The organism is Agrobacterium salinitolerans, from assembly GCF_027498475.1.
GTDB lineage: Bacteria > Pseudomonadota > Alphaproteobacteria > Rhizobiales > Rhizobiaceae > Agrobacterium > Agrobacterium salinitolerans.
This window is the reverse complement of the sequence record NZ_JAPZLN010000002.1, coordinates 291447-304511: the sequence shown is the minus strand read 5'-3', so window position 1 is coordinate 304511 and position 13065 is coordinate 291447. Positions and strand designations below refer to the sequence as shown.

The 13065-nt window shown below is 59.9% G+C and carries 11 protein-coding genes and 1 pseudogene; 6 read left to right on the top strand and 6 right to left on the bottom strand.

From position 1 onward, the window contains the following. Positions 1 to 2: 2 nt before the first annotated feature. From O9X91_RS10190 to O9X91_RS10170, 5 genes and pseudogenes are all read right to left on the bottom strand, one after another. The gene (locus tag O9X91_RS10190) at positions 3 to 827 is read right to left on the bottom strand and encodes a carbohydrate ABC transporter permease (protein ID WP_137411722.1); all 825 of its coding nucleotides are present in this window, start codon (positions 825 to 827) and stop codon (positions 3 to 5) included. 12 nt (positions 828 to 839) lie between these two features. Beyond that, entirely contained in the window at positions 840 to 1712 is an 873-nt protein-coding gene (locus O9X91_RS10185) for a carbohydrate ABC transporter permease (protein ID WP_077985038.1), read from the bottom strand. 173 nt (positions 1713 to 1885) lie between these two features. Further along, positions 1886 to 3199, bottom strand: coding sequence for an ABC transporter substrate-binding protein (locus O9X91_RS10180; RefSeq protein WP_142911948.1), 1314 nt, complete (start codon positions 3197 to 3199; stop codon positions 1886 to 1888). Positions 3200 to 3343: 144 nt separating this feature from the next. After that, positions 3344 to 4297: a sugar-binding transcriptional regulator gene (locus tag O9X91_RS10175; protein WP_077985040.1), complete on the bottom strand. Its 954-nt coding sequence runs from the start codon at positions 4295 to 4297 to the stop codon at positions 3344 to 3346. Positions 4298 to 4437: 140 nt separating this feature from the next. After that, positions 4438 to 4829 (bottom strand): annotated as a pseudogene (locus tag O9X91_RS10170) (transposase); the annotation flags it as partial. Between the two features lie 259 nt (positions 4830 to 5088). On the opposite strand from O9X91_RS10170, the gene O9X91_RS10165 reads away from it, so the two are divergent. The 6 genes from O9X91_RS10165 to O9X91_RS10140 all read left to right on the top strand — a co-directional run bounded on the left by O9X91_RS10165 (position 5089) and on the right by O9X91_RS10140 (position 11118). Continuing rightward, the gene (locus O9X91_RS10165) at positions 5089 to 5928 is read left to right on the top strand and encodes a transporter substrate-binding domain-containing protein (RefSeq protein ID WP_142911949.1); all 840 of its coding nucleotides are present in this window, start codon (positions 5089 to 5091) and stop codon (positions 5926 to 5928) included. A 168-nt stretch (positions 5929 to 6096) separates the two neighbouring features. Beyond that, on the top strand, positions 6097 to 6837 hold the full coding sequence (locus O9X91_RS10160; protein ID WP_142911950.1) for an amino acid ABC transporter permease: 741 nt from the start codon (positions 6097 to 6099) through the stop codon (positions 6835 to 6837). Further along, positions 6837 to 7619 (top strand): amino acid ABC transporter permease, encoded by a 783-nt coding sequence (locus tag O9X91_RS10155; RefSeq protein ID WP_077985042.1) that lies wholly within the window; start codon positions 6837 to 6839, stop codon positions 7617 to 7619. Before O9X91_RS10160 ends, O9X91_RS10155 begins: the two co-directional genes overlap by 1 nt. 12 nt (positions 7620 to 7631) lie before the next feature. Then, complete coding sequence (locus O9X91_RS10150; RefSeq protein ID WP_142911951.1) at positions 7632 to 8432, top strand: amino acid ABC transporter ATP-binding protein; 801 nt, start codon at positions 7632 to 7634, stop codon at positions 8430 to 8432. A gap of 4 nt (positions 8433 to 8436) precedes the next feature. After that, the gene (locus O9X91_RS10145) at positions 8437 to 9783 is read left to right on the top strand and encodes an MmgE/PrpD family protein (protein ID WP_269833872.1); all 1347 of its coding nucleotides are present in this window, start codon (positions 8437 to 8439) and stop codon (positions 9781 to 9783) included. A gap of 18 nt (positions 9784 to 9801) precedes the next feature. Beyond that, positions 9802 to 11118, top strand: coding sequence for an LLM class flavin-dependent oxidoreductase (locus O9X91_RS10140; protein WP_162520337.1), 1317 nt, complete (start codon positions 9802 to 9804; stop codon positions 11116 to 11118). 83 nt (positions 11119 to 11201) lie between these two features. Here O9X91_RS10140 and O9X91_RS10135 read toward each other — a convergent pair whose 3' ends face one another. After that, positions 11202 to 12938, bottom strand: coding sequence for a methyl-accepting chemotaxis protein (locus tag O9X91_RS10135; protein WP_077985044.1), 1737 nt, complete (start codon positions 12936 to 12938; stop codon positions 11202 to 11204). Positions 12939 to 13065: the final 127 nt, after the last annotated feature.

Sequence of the window (13065 nt, the reverse complement as noted above, 5' to 3'; positions counted from 1 at the left end):
CCTTATTTCACGGCGCCGAAGGTCAGGCCACGCACGAGTTGTTTCTGCGAGAACCAGCCGATGACGAGAATGGGGGCGATCGCCATCATCGAGGCGGCCGAGAGTTTTGCCCAGAACAGCCCCTGCGGCGAAGAGAAGGAGGCGATGAAGGCCGTCAGCGGCGCCGCATTTGTGGTCGTCAGCCGGATGGTCCAGAAGGATTCGTTCCAGGCAAGAATGACGTTCAGGAGCAGCGTCGAGGCAATGCCCGGCACCGCCATTGGCGTCAGCACATGCACGATCTCGTTCCAGAGCGAGGCACCATCCATGCGCGCGGCCTCGAGGATCTCGCCGGGGATTTCGCGGAAATAGGTGTAGAGCATCCAGATGACGATCGGCAGGTTGATGAAGGTGAGCATGACGGTCAGCCCGATGCGGGTATCGAGCAGGCCGGCATTGCGGAAGATGAGGTAGATCGGCACCAGCACGGCAACCGCCGGCATCATCTTGGTGGAGAGCATCCACATCAGGATGTCCTTGGTGCGTTTGGTCGGCGAGAACGCCATGGCCCAGGCGGCGGGAATGGCGATGATGAGCGCGATGATCGTCGAGCCGAGCGACAGCACCACCGAGTTCATGAACGGCTTGAAGTAATCGCGCTGGGTTTGCACCGTCACGTAATTCTCAAGCGTGCCCGAGGGAATGAGGCTGAAGCCTGCGATCGCCTCCGGCTCTGTCTTGATGGATGTGAGGAAGGCATAGAGGATCGGGAAGAACAGCAAAAGCGCCACGGCCCATGCCGCGATGGAAAAGCCGATCTTTGCGCGAGTGGTTGTCTTGCGGGCCATGATGTTTCCCCTTTACCGGTCGAGGTTCTTGCCGACGGCGCGCATCAGGAAGATGGCGACGATATTGGCGAGGATGACGGCGATGATGCCGCCGGCCGAAGCGCCGCCGACGTCGTAGCCCAGAAGCGCCGTGCGATAGATGAGGAAGGCAAGGTTGGTGGAGGCGTAACCCGGGCCGCCATTGGTGGTGACGAGGATTTCCGCGTAAACGCCGAGCAGGAAGATCGTCTGGATCAGGATGACGACGGTGATGGCGCGCGACAGGTGCGGTAGCGTCAGATAGATGAAACGGTTGACGAAATTGGCGCCATCCATCTCGGCCGCTTCCTTCTGCTCGCCATCAAGCGACTGCAGGGCGGTCAAGAGAATGAGCGTCGCGAACGGCAGCCATTGCCAGGCGACGATGATGACGATGGAAAGCAGCGGAAACTGCGCGAACCAGTCCACCGGCTGGAAACCGAGGAAGCGGGCAAGGTCGGCCAGCACGCCGTAGCCGGGATGCATGATCATGTTCTTCCACACCAATGCTGCCACCGGCGGCATGACAAAGAAGGGCGAGATGATCATGATGCGCACGATGCCCTGACCGAAAATGTCATTGTCGAGCAGAAGCGCAATGGCGATGCCGCCAACCACCGTGATCAAAAGCACCCCGCCGACGATCAGCAGCGTGTTCCAGATCGACTGGAAGAAGGCCGGGTCGGTATAGAAATACTGGTAATTGAAAAGACCGGCGAAGCTGACATTGGCCGGGTTGAGGAGATTGTAGTTCTGGAACGAAAACCACAGGGTCATCGCCAAAGGCACGATCATCCACACCAGCAACAACAGCACCGACGGCGCAAGCATTACCCGCGCTAATCCGCTCGTGTTTCGGGTTGCCATTGTACTCACCTCCCCTTGGGCCTGGGCGTCACGACATGCGCCCGGCATATCCGGAAGAACCGGCTCATTCTTGTTTTGATGTGAAAGGCTTAAATGCCGCCGTACGGACCGCGGCTTCCGATCCCCAAGGTTCGCTGCCCGGCGTTGACGCCGGACAGCGATCTTCAGGAGGATTACTTGATGTAGCCGGCGCGGGTCATTTCACGCGTCGCAGTCGACTGGGCGCCCGCAAGCGCATCATCGACGCTAGACTGGCCGGCAACAACCGCCGAGAATAGCTGGCCGACCGTGGTGCCAAGCGCCTGGAATTCAGGGATCGCCACGAACTGGCCGCCGGTATAAGGCACGGGCTTTACAGTCGGCTTGGTAATGTCGGCGGCGTCCATCGCGGCAAGCGTCGGTTTGGCGAAGGCGGCGGCCTTTTCATACTCGGCGTTCTTGTAAAGCGAGGTGCGGGTACCCGGAGGCACGTTTGCCCAGCCTTCCTTCGAAGCGACAAGCTCGGTGTAATCCTTGCTCGTCGCCCAGGAAATGAACTTCTCGGCCGCTTCCGCCTTCTGCGAGCTCTTCGGGATCGCGAGGTTCCACGACCACAGCCAGTTGCCGTGGTTCTTCAGTTCGCCATGCGTCGGGAACAACGCATAACCGACCTTGTCGGCAACGGTCGAATCCTTCGGGTTGGACACGAAGGAGGCAGCAACCGTGGCGTCGATCCACATGCCGCATTTGCCCTGCTGGAACAGCGTCAGGTTTTCGTTGAAGCCGTTGGAGGAAGCACCGGACGGGCCGGCATCCTTCATCAGGTCGACGTAGAACTGCAGGGAGCTCTTCCATTCCGGCTGGTCGAACTGCGGTTTCCAGTTTTCATCGAACCATCGGCCGCCGAAGGAGTTGTTGAGCGCGCTGATGAAGGCCATGTTTTCGCCCCAGCCGGCCTTGCCGCGCAGGCAGATGCCGTTGATATCGGCCTTGCGGTCGGTGATCTTGCGGGCGGCGTCGCCGATGAATTCCCAGGTCGGGTTTTCAGGCATCTTGAGGCCTGCTTTTTCGAACAGGTCCTTGCGATACATGATCATGGCGGATTCGCCATAGAAGGGCGCGGCGTAAAGTTTGCCGTCCATGGAAAGACCGCCCCGGATCGCCGGCAGCAGATCGTCGACGTCATATTTGTCGCCGAGCTTTTCAAGCGGCAGCAGCCAGCCCTGCTTGGCCCAGATCGGCACTTCGTAGTTGCCGATGGTCATGATGTCATATTGACCGCCGTTTGTGGCGATATCGGTCGTCACACGCTCGCGCAGGACGTTTTCTTCAAGCGTCACCCATTCGACCTTAATGTCAGGGTTCTTGGTGGTGAAGTCCGAGGTCAGACCCTGCATGCGGATCATGTCGCCGTTGTTCACGGTCGCGATGGTCAGCGTCTCGGCGGAAGCAAGGGTCGAAAAGGCGAGTGCCGAGCATGCGCCCAGCAAAATGGTCTTCAATGTCATATCTTCCTCCCAGAAGAAAAATGATGAGCATTCGCTTTGCTCTAGGGCATTTACTCACTTCACAATCAAAAATGTCAAGCGACATCCTATGCTGCGACGCACAGGGAAAAACCAAGCCATTGATTTTATGTGTTTAATTTTTGCTCAATGAGTGAGCAAATATTCGCTGGTAGTCTCATCGGTGATGAGGCCGTTCAGCAGACCGCCCCTCAGCGCCGCCAGAATCGAAGCGTTCTTGCGTGCGCCCTGCGCCATGCCGATGACGGTGCAGGTCTCTCTTGAAGGGATGGGAACAGAGGCGACGCGCTCGTTGACGGCGTGCTCGAGAATGCGGCCATTGGCATCATACATCCAGCCGCAAATCTCTCCGATCGCCCCGCTCGCCATCAGCGCCTTCATCTCATCCACGCCGAGGAAACCATCGACGCAGAGCGGTGCGTTCTCGCCGAGTTCACCGACACCGACGAAGGTGACATTGGCCGCGGACCCCAGCGCCAGCGTGGAGCGCACCATGGACTGGTCATGCAGCAATTCACGCTCTTCCGCAGAGGAACACAGAACCGGCAGCGGCATCGGAAAATGCCGGGCCTTGATGGCGTCCGCCATGCTGAAGATGACGTTATAATAGGCGGCCGAGCCATCCGGCCCGATATTACCCGTCAGCGACACGATACGGTGCTGCGGGCATTCCATCGGCGGCAGTTGGTCGACAGCGGCCTTCAAGGTACGGCCGGTGCCGATGGCGAGCACGATGGGATCGGCATTTTTCAGCCAGCGCTCGATTTCCGCCGCCCCGGCCTCGGCAATGCCGACAGTGGAGGAGACCCCGGCCGGATCGCTTGGCACCACCTCAATATATTTGAGGTCGAATTTCTCCTTCAGCCGTTCGGCTTTTTCGAGACAGGCGGCGATGGGGTGATCGAGCCGGACCTTGATCAACCGCTCGGCGACCGCAAGCGACACCAGCCGCTGCGCCGATTGCCGGGAAATGCCCATGGCAGCGGCGATCTCATCCTGCGTGCGGCCGGCGACATAATAAAGCCAGCCGGCGCGGGCCGCATCGTCCAGCCGTCCATGTGCGTCGTTTCGTCTGGCCATGCCGCCGCCCTTTGAGAATTATTCTTGCGCATTTGCTGGCATTTTTTTGCATCGGCTGTCAAACGTGAGATGAGGAAGAGAGCGTGCAGTTAGCCGGTACGGCGCGTTTCCTCTCCCCCGGCGGGGCGCGTTGCAATACCCAGCGGCGGCATCGAGGTCGCCGTTGCGGCCTCTGGGCGGCTGCGCCGCCGTCGTCTCAATGGTCGTCGCATCCAGCATCGCGCCGCGCCGCAGGATCGGGCCGGCAGCGTCAAGCTGCCGGTCGAGTTCACCAAACAGCTTCTCCAGAAGACCTTCGACGATCGGCAGGCTGCGGAAACGGTAGGGCCTGGAATGCTCGGGAACGACCTCTTGCAGTGCAAGTCCGGTGAAATGCTTGAACGACAGCCGGTCGCCCAACGCCTCCTCAAGTTCCATCTCGGAAAACCCATAAAGCGACCGCAAAGCGGCGCCTTAACTTCACCAGCGGCTCATAGGCCCGACGCCCGGCGCTTTTCTCATCACGAAGACGCGACAGAAGCTTCTCGAACTGCCGCGGCGAAGGCGAAAGCTGCAATCGCTCGCTTCCAAGGGCGATACGGTCCGTATGCTGCGCCGGATTTACTGTCCCACTCCCTCTGGGGAGGCGAACGAAGAACAGGGTTCTACAATTCCAAACTATTAGGATATTTTTTCCCTCTAAAAGATTTATTGGAACCGGATTTTATTCATACTATTTTTCACGCAATGCCAATTCTCGCTCTCGGCGGGCGCCTCCTGTAGTTTCCCACGACAATCAAAAGGAAATGCCCATGGCCCTCTCTTTCTCCAGATTTACCGAAAAATTGATCGCCGGAGCCGTCGTCATCGCTTCGATGGCCACAGCAGCCCATGCGGATGCGACGCTCGACCGGATCAAGGGTCGCGGCAAGCTCACCGTCGGCGTCATCCTCTCCGGCGCGCCCTTCGGCTTCATCGACCCGAAGACACAGGAGCAGAAGGGTCTCAACATCGACGTCGCCAAGGCTCTGGCCGCCGGCCTCGGTGTCGAACTGGTCACCGAAACCGTGACCCCGCCCAACCGCGTTCAGTTCCTGCAGCAGGGCAAGGTCGATATTCTGATCGCCAACATGCAATACACGGAAGAACGCGCCAAAACGCTGGGCTACGTGCCTACCCCCTATGATCGCCAGGGCGGCGCCGCCATCGGCCGCAAGGACAGTGGCATCAAGGACTGGCCGGACCTGAAGGGTAAAATCGCCTGCGTTTCACAAGGCTCGAACTACACCCAGCCGCTGATCGAACAATATGGCGCGCAGGTAAAGGCGCTGCCGAGCCAGCCGGAATCGCTGCTGGCGCTCAAGGGCGGCAATTGCGATGTCTCCGTTCACGTCAACGGCACGCTGAGCCTGATGCTTCAGGACCGCGCCGATGAGTGGAAGGATTACGGCATCCTGATCCCCACCGACCTCATCCCTTCCGATTCCGTGATCTGGCTGCGCAAGGGTGAGGCTGACACACAGGCCGCTCTCGACAAGATCGTCAAGGACCTGCACGCTTCCGGCAAGATGCTCGAATTCGCCAAGGCCAACCGTCTGCCGAGCATCGGTTACATGGAAGAGCAGCAGAAGAAGCTTTCGGCCGCGCAATAAACGGCCAGACGGTCTTGGCTGTCCCGTCGCCTCCAGATGGCGGATGGCGTTTACGCCAACCCTCAAGAACGGCCGGTTTCGCCTGTCGTTCTTTTTCGCTCTACAAAACGGCAGGCCATTCCGGCGCCGCTCGCGAGGCGGCGCCCGCAATAAAAGCATGGATTTCCGATGCAGGATTCACTTACAGCGCGCTTTATAGAACTGGCTGCGCATTTCGGCCTCAACTATGATTTTCTGAACAGCGGGTATGAGGTTCAGATCTGGCTTGACGGCATGAAGATGACGCTCATCCTCGTCTCTGTCACCTTGCCGCTCAGCCTCGTCTTCGGCTTCATTTTCGCGGCCATGCTGACATCGGGCAAGAGCTGGCTTTCCGGTCCCGTGCGCGCCTATGTGGAACTGACACGCAACACGCCGACGCTGGTGCAGCTGATGTGCGGGTTCCTCGTGCTTAACATGCTGATTTCCAATGCGCTGGGCGGCGCGCAGAACAATCCGCTAACACCCTTTTTCTGGGTGGTCGCCATCACCGGCCTGCATATTGCCGCTTTTCATGCGGAAGCGTTGCGCGGTGGTATCGAGGCGGTGCCGGCCACCACCATCGAGGCGGCGCGCGCGATCGGTTTCAGTTCATTCGAGATTTTACGCTATGTGGAGTTTCCGCTGGCAATCCGCACGGCGCTGCCCTCCATCATCAACAACCTCGTCAATCTGGTAAAGCTCACCACGGTCGGCTCGGCCATTGCGGTGGGTGAAATCACCTATGCCTCAATCCTGATCTGGACCCAGCGCGACAATGTGGTCGAGCTGATGCTCGTCATCCTCATCTTTTTCAGCGTCATCAATTTCATCGTCGCAAGGGCCGGTCTCTGGCTGGAGCGGCGTCTTGCTGTTCCGGGGGTTGGTTAATGAGTGCGGTGGTTTCTCCTACACAGGCGGTAAGGAAGCCGCCCTTCGGCACCATTCTGCTGCTCGGCGTGGTGATATCGGTCATCCTGTGGCTGATCCTCGATCCCTCGCTCGGCCAGGTGCTGCTGCAATGGCTGCCTTATCTTGCCAAGGGTTTCGCCATGAACGTGCTGATCAGCGTTCTGGCAATCGCCATCGGCACCTTCGTCGGCGTCCTACTCGGCATCATGGAGCTTGCGCCCTATCGTCTCGTGCGCGCGCCGGCGCTTACCTATGTGCAAATCTTCCGCAACGCGCCGCATCTGGTGCTGATCTTTGCCGCGACCTACATCTTCCCCTTCGAGATTGTCGCCTTCGGCAACTACATTCCCTTCCCGGACTGGATCAAGGCCGTCGTCGGTCTCGCTATTCCGGCCAGCGCCCATATCGCCGAAATCACCCGCGGCGCCATCCAGTCCATTCCGACGGCGCAATGGGAAGCGGCGCAGGGCCTCGGTTTTTCGCGCAACCAGACGCTGCGCTGGATCATCCTGCCGCAATGCGTGAAACGTTCGCTGCCGCCATGGATGAACCTCTACGCGTCGATCACCATGGGTACGGCGCTCGCCTCGCTGGTCGGCGTGCATGAACTTCTGCACGCCGCGACGGACGCCAGTACCGCCGTGCAGCGCAACGATTTCACCGTCGTGGTCTATCTCACCGTTCTGATGGCGTTCTTCCTGTTCTGCTATCCCGTCTCCCGTTTCACGCAGCGCCTGGAACGGCGCTTCGCTTCCCGCTGATTGGAACACGCCATGTCCGCACCCGCACCACAAACCGCCGAAAAAGCTCTGGTTGAACTGGAAGGCATACACCTGGCCTTCGGCGACAATCAGGTCCTGAAGGGCATCGATCTTACGGTCAACAAAGGCGACGCCGTCTCTATCATCGGCCCTTCCGGCTCCGGCAAATCCACCATCCTGCGCTGCATCAACGGCCTGCTCATTCCGCAATCGGGCAAGATCACCGTCGGCGGCACCCGCGTGGACCAGTTGAAGACCGAGGCTGAGCGCATTACACTGCGCAAGCGCATTGGTATCGTTTTCCAGCAGTTCAATCTCTTTCCGCATCTGACGGTGATGGAAAATATCACCATTGCACCAATCAAGATTCTCGGCACGCCGAAGGCGGAAGCCGAGCGACATGCCCGCGAATTGCTGGAAAAAGTGCGCCTTTCCCAGAAGGTCGATGCCTATCCCGGCCAGCTTTCCGGCGGCCAGCAGCAGCGAGTGGCCATTGCCCGCGCACTTGCCATGCGGCCGGAACTGGTGTTGTTCGATGAGGTCACTTCCGCGCTCGACCCGGAAACCGTAGGCGAAGTGCTCGCCGTCATCCGCGATCTCGTCAATGACGGTATGACCAGCATTCTCGTCACGCACGAAATGCGTTTTGCCGAAGAAATCAGCGATAATATCGTCTTCACCGAAAACGGCCTGATCGTCGATCAGGGCACGCCGGAGCATATCTTCTACAAGTCGACCAATCCGCGCATCAACGCCTTCGTCAAGGGTCTTGGCGGACAGGTGGCGCGGGTGAATGACGGTGAAGGGATCTGACGCCATGGTCGCCGAGGAAAAACTCACCCTTCGTCTGGCCGAAGCGATTGCCGCATCTGACCCCCTACGTGACGAAGAGGCTGTTACCATCGCCCGCACGGCGCTGATCGATTTTTTCGCCTGCGTGTTGGGCGGCGCTGCCGACAGAAGCACGAAAATCCTGATCGATACCTTCACGTCCGGCATACAGGGCGCAGCCGGAATCATCGGCCACGATCTTCGCACGGACGCCTTTACGGCCTCCCTTATCAACGGCCATGCCGGCCATGTGCTCGACTATGATGATGTCCATGGCAGCGTGCGCGGCCACCCCACTGTCGCCATCATCCCGGCTTTGCTGGCTATTGCGGTCGAAGAGGGATCAACGGCGGATGCCTTCATCGCCGCCTATATCGTCGGGCTTGAAACCATGGCGCGGATCGGCCTCTCGCTCGGCACCAGGCATTACGAAAACGGCTTCCACGCCACCGCTACGCTCGGCCCCATCGGCGCGGCAGCAGCGGTCGCCCATCTCCTGAAATTCGATCTGCAGACCACGGCCGTGGCACTCGGGCTCGCGGCCACGCAATCGGCCGGGCTTCGCCTGCAATTCGGCTTCGATGCCAAGCCGCTGCATGCCGGGCTTGCCACGCGCGCCGGCCTTACCGCCGCCCAGCTGGCACGATCAGGCTTTCAGGGCGCACCGGATTTTCTGGAAAATCCGATCGGCTTTTATTCCGCCTTCGCCTTCGGCGCCGAGCAACCAAAACGCGTTCTCTCCGGCTGGGGCGCACCCTGGCAGATCGTCTCGCCCGGCCTCACCCTCAAGGCTTTTCCCTGCTGCACCGCCAGCCATCCCGTTGCTGTCGGCGCGCTGGCGTTGCGCAACAGCCACGATCTGACGCCGGATGAGATCGAAACGGTCACCATCACCTTCCCGCCGGGCGGCGATGCCGCCCTCGTTGGCTCGGCCACGCCCGCGACGGGCATCGATGCACGCTTCAGCGCCGAATATGTCTTTGCCGCCGCGCTGACGGATGGAGCGCTCGGCATCGGCCATTTCGACGAGCGCGCGACGCGCGCCGATCTGCTTGCCCTTTCCGCCAGGATCGCGCGCCGGCATGACGAAACCGCCCGCCGCCTCTCGCCCGATCCGACCACCCGATTCGTGATCATCGACGTGACGAAGAAGGACGGCACGGTGCTGTCACGCCGTGTCGACGGCCTCCCCGGCATCGATGACCCGACCGAAAAATTTGCCGACGCGACCGGCGGCAATGAAAAATTCGCCAGCATCCCGGCACTGGTGCGGAGCATGAAGACCGCAGCCGACCTCCGGAAGCTCGAGGCGCTTCTGACAACTGACATATAACTCGACCGACATGAAGGCATGATCCCCATGACCAATACGACCCGCGACAGACAGATGCATCTCGGCCTTTTCCTGCAAGGCGCCGGGCACCACGTTTCCGGCTGGCGTCACCCCGATGCGGAGGCCGGTAGCGAGAACTTGGATCTGCTCACCCGCGTCACAAAAATGGCGGAAGCCGCAAAATTCGACATGGTATTCCTCGCCGACGGCCTCACCAGCGGCGTCGACGCCCACCCTTCCATGATCGCGCGCTTTGAGCCGCTGACGTTGCTGGCGGCGCTTGCCATGGTGACTGACAAGATCGGTCTGGCCGCCACCGCCTCCACCACCTATGGCGAGCCGTACCACACCGCCCGCGCCTTCGCTTCCATCGATCATCTCAGCCATGGCCGCGCGGCGTGGAACATCGTCACCACCTCTTACGCTCGCACGGCGGCGAATTTTTCCAAGGACCATCCCGAGCATGACGAGCGTTATGCGGTGGCGGAAGAATATGTGAATGTGGTACGCGGCCTTTGGGACAGCTGGGATGATGACGCCTTCATCAAGGACAAGCAGGCGGGCCGCTACGTCGATCCAGAGAAAGTCCATATCCTCAACCACGAAGGCAAATATTTCACGGTCAAGGGGCCGCTCAATATTCCGCGCTCGCCGCAGGGCCACCCGGTTCTCATCCAGGCCGGCTCTTCCGGTCCCGGGCAGGATCTCGCGGCCCGCACCGCCGATATCGTCTTCACCGCCCAGCAGGCGATTTCCGAAGCACAGGCCTTCTATACCAGCCTCAAGGCTCGCGTAGCGAAATTCGGCCGCGATCCGGCCAGCGTCGCCGTGATGCCCGGTTTCATGCCGATTATCGGCAGGAGCTTTGAAGAGGCTGGCGAAAAGCTGAAGGAACTGAACCGTTGGACCGATATCAAGAGCGCCATGCCGCTGCTTGAGGAACGCATCGGCCACAGCCTCACGGATTACGATCTCGACGGCCCGCTGCCGGACCTGCCGATTTCCGACCAACTGCGCAGCCGCGCCGAACTTCTGACTGAACTGGCGCGCCGCGAAAAGCTGACGATCCGGGAGCTGGCGCTGCGCGTCGCCGCCGGTCGCGGCCACCATATCGTCATGGGCACGGCCAAGGATGTCGCCGACCGCATGCAGGAATGGTTCGAAAACGGTGCGGCCGATGGCTTTAACGTCATGCCGCCCTTCTTCCCCGGCGGGTTGGAGGAATTCAACCGCGAGGTCGTTCCACTCCTGCAGGAGCGCGGCCTGTTCCGCAAGGACTACGAAGGCTCGACGCTGCGCGACCATCTCGGTATCGCAAGACCGGCGCTGCGGTAAAAAAGCCATGCGGATGCCCGTTCAAAGGCATCCGCATCCACCGGATCTCATTCTCAAGCTGAAGCGGGCCTGAGCCTGCTCCTTTACGCGGCCGCCCGTGCCGATGGCTTGTCGCGCCGGGTGGTATTGGCGGTATCCGAGCGGGTGGACGATCCGTCCTCGCGTTGGACTGTGCGGCGGTTCAGCTTGAAGAGGCTGACGAGCTGTGCCAGCGCATCCGCTCCCTGCGCCAACGTGGTGCTGATCACCGTGGTGCGGGCGCTCATCGCCGCGTTTTCCTGCGTCATCCGGTCCAGCCGGTTGACTGCCTTGTTGATCTCGCTGATGCCGGCAGCCTGCTCGTCAGCCGCCTTGGCGATCATGTCGACATTGCCGTCAATGTGCCTGACCAGCGCGTCGATCTGCTTCAGCGCTTCGCCGGTTTCGCCCACCAGCCTGACGCCTTCCAGAACCTCGGTCCCGGAATTGTTGATCAACGCCTTGATTTCCTTGGCGGCATTGGCGGAACGCTGCGCCAGCTCGCGCACTTCCTGCGCCACGACGGCAAAACCTTTACCTGCATCGCCCGCCCGCGCGGCCTCCACACCGGCATTCAGCGCCAGCAGGTTCGTCTGGAAGGCGATTTCGTCGATCACACCGATGATCTGACTGATTTCCCGCGAGGCCGTCTCGATACGCTGCATGGCGTCGACTGTCCGCTCCACGACCTCGGTGGAGGCCACGGTGGATGTCCGCGCGCTCTGAACCAGCTTGCGCGTCTCTTTCATGTTTTCAGTCGACGAACGCACCGTGGCGGTGATTTCTTCGAGTGCTGCCGAGGTCTCCTCAAGCGCCACCGCCTGCTCACGCGAACGTTCGGCGAGATTGACGGAGGCTTCGCTGACCTCCTGGCTGCTGCGGGTCAGGTCTCCGGTCTGGCCAAGAACGTTTTCCAGCGTCTTCTGGAATTCAGCGATCGATTTATTGAAATCGCGGCGCAGTCGTTCGAACTCGCCGACGAAGGGTTTGTCCAGCGTAATGCGGATATTGCATTGAGAAAGCCGCTCGAGCGCAGCACCAAGTTCCTCGACCGCATGCATCCGGTCCGTCACATCGAAAGCGAATTTCACGACCTTAAAGACACGACCCCGATCATCGATGATCGGATTATAGGAGGCCTGAATAAAAACGCGTTTGCCATCCTTGCCAAGGCGCATGAATTGCCCCGTCGAGAAATGTCCCTTTCCGAGTTCTTTCCAGAAATCCCGATAGTCCTGGGACTGGGCATAGGTCGGCTCGCAGAACATCGAATGATGTTTGCCGATGATGTCTTCCGCGGTGTAACCGAGCGTCGCGAGGAAATTTTCGTTGGCGCTGAGGATTTTTCCATCGGGCGTAAATTCGATCATGGCCTGCGCGCGGGAGAGCGCCGCCAGTTTCCCGTTATCCTCAGCGCTCCTGCGCTTGATCGAGGTGATGTCGGTTGCGATCTTGACCACCTTGTAGGGTTTACCGAAACGGAACACCGGGTTGTAGGAAGCCTCGATCCAGATTTCGTCGCCATTCTTGGCGCGACGACGATACTGGCCCTGATCGTATTCGCCACGCGACAGCTTCGCCCAGAAGCTTTTGTATTCTGGCGATGCCGAATCTTCGGGAGACAGGAACATGCTGTGGGCACGCCCAACGATTTCAGACTGCTGATAGCCGACGGTCTTGCAGAAATTATCGTTCGCTCTCAAAATCTTGCCGGTCAGATCGAACTCGATGATGGCCTGCGAGCGGCCAAGCGCATCAAGCACTGCAGAAGCGTCCGGACCAAGTTTAGAAAAGTAAGACATCTTTTTGAACCCTCAAACAGCAACCCATATGCAGACCTCTTTCACCCTCGAAATATAAGATGAAAAGCGGTTGGCCCGACTGTACGCGAAACTAGCCGGATACCGTTAAATAGCGATTAATAATGAA

Coding starts and splice junctions, on each gene's coding strand:
- O9X91_RS10165 (WP_142911949.1), top strand. CDS start 5,089: ATGGCCCTCTCTTTCTCCAGATTTACCGAAAAATTGATCGCCGGAGCC.
- O9X91_RS10160 (WP_142911950.1), top strand. CDS start 6,097: ATGCAGGATTCACTTACAGCGCGCTTTATAGAACTGGCTGCGCATTTC.
- O9X91_RS10175 (WP_077985040.1), bottom strand. CDS start 4,297: ATGGCCAGACGAAACGACGCACATGGACGGCTGGACGATGCGGCCCGC.
- O9X91_RS10190 (WP_137411722.1), bottom strand. CDS start 827: ATGGCCCGCAAGACAACCACTCGCGCAAAGATCGGCTTTTCCATCGCG.
- O9X91_RS10150 (WP_142911951.1), top strand. CDS start 7,632: ATGTCCGCACCCGCACCACAAACCGCCGAAAAAGCTCTGGTTGAACTG.
- O9X91_RS10185 (WP_077985038.1), bottom strand. CDS start 1,712: ATGGCAACCCGAAACACGAGCGGATTAGCGCGGGTAATGCTTGCGCCG.
- O9X91_RS10135 (WP_077985044.1), bottom strand. CDS start 12,938: ATGTCTTACTTTTCTAAACTTGGTCCGGACGCTTCTGCAGTGCTTGAT.
- O9X91_RS10140 (WP_162520337.1), top strand. CDS start 9,802: ATGATCCCCATGACCAATACGACCCGCGACAGACAGATGCATCTCGGC.
- O9X91_RS10155 (WP_077985042.1), top strand. CDS start 6,837: ATGAGTGCGGTGGTTTCTCCTACACAGGCGGTAAGGAAGCCGCCCTTC.
- O9X91_RS10180 (WP_142911948.1), bottom strand. CDS start 3,199: ATGACATTGAAGACCATTTTGCTGGGCGCATGCTCGGCACTCGCCTTT.
- O9X91_RS10145 (WP_269833872.1), top strand. CDS start 8,437: ATGGTCGCCGAGGAAAAACTCACCCTTCGTCTGGCCGAAGCGATTGCC.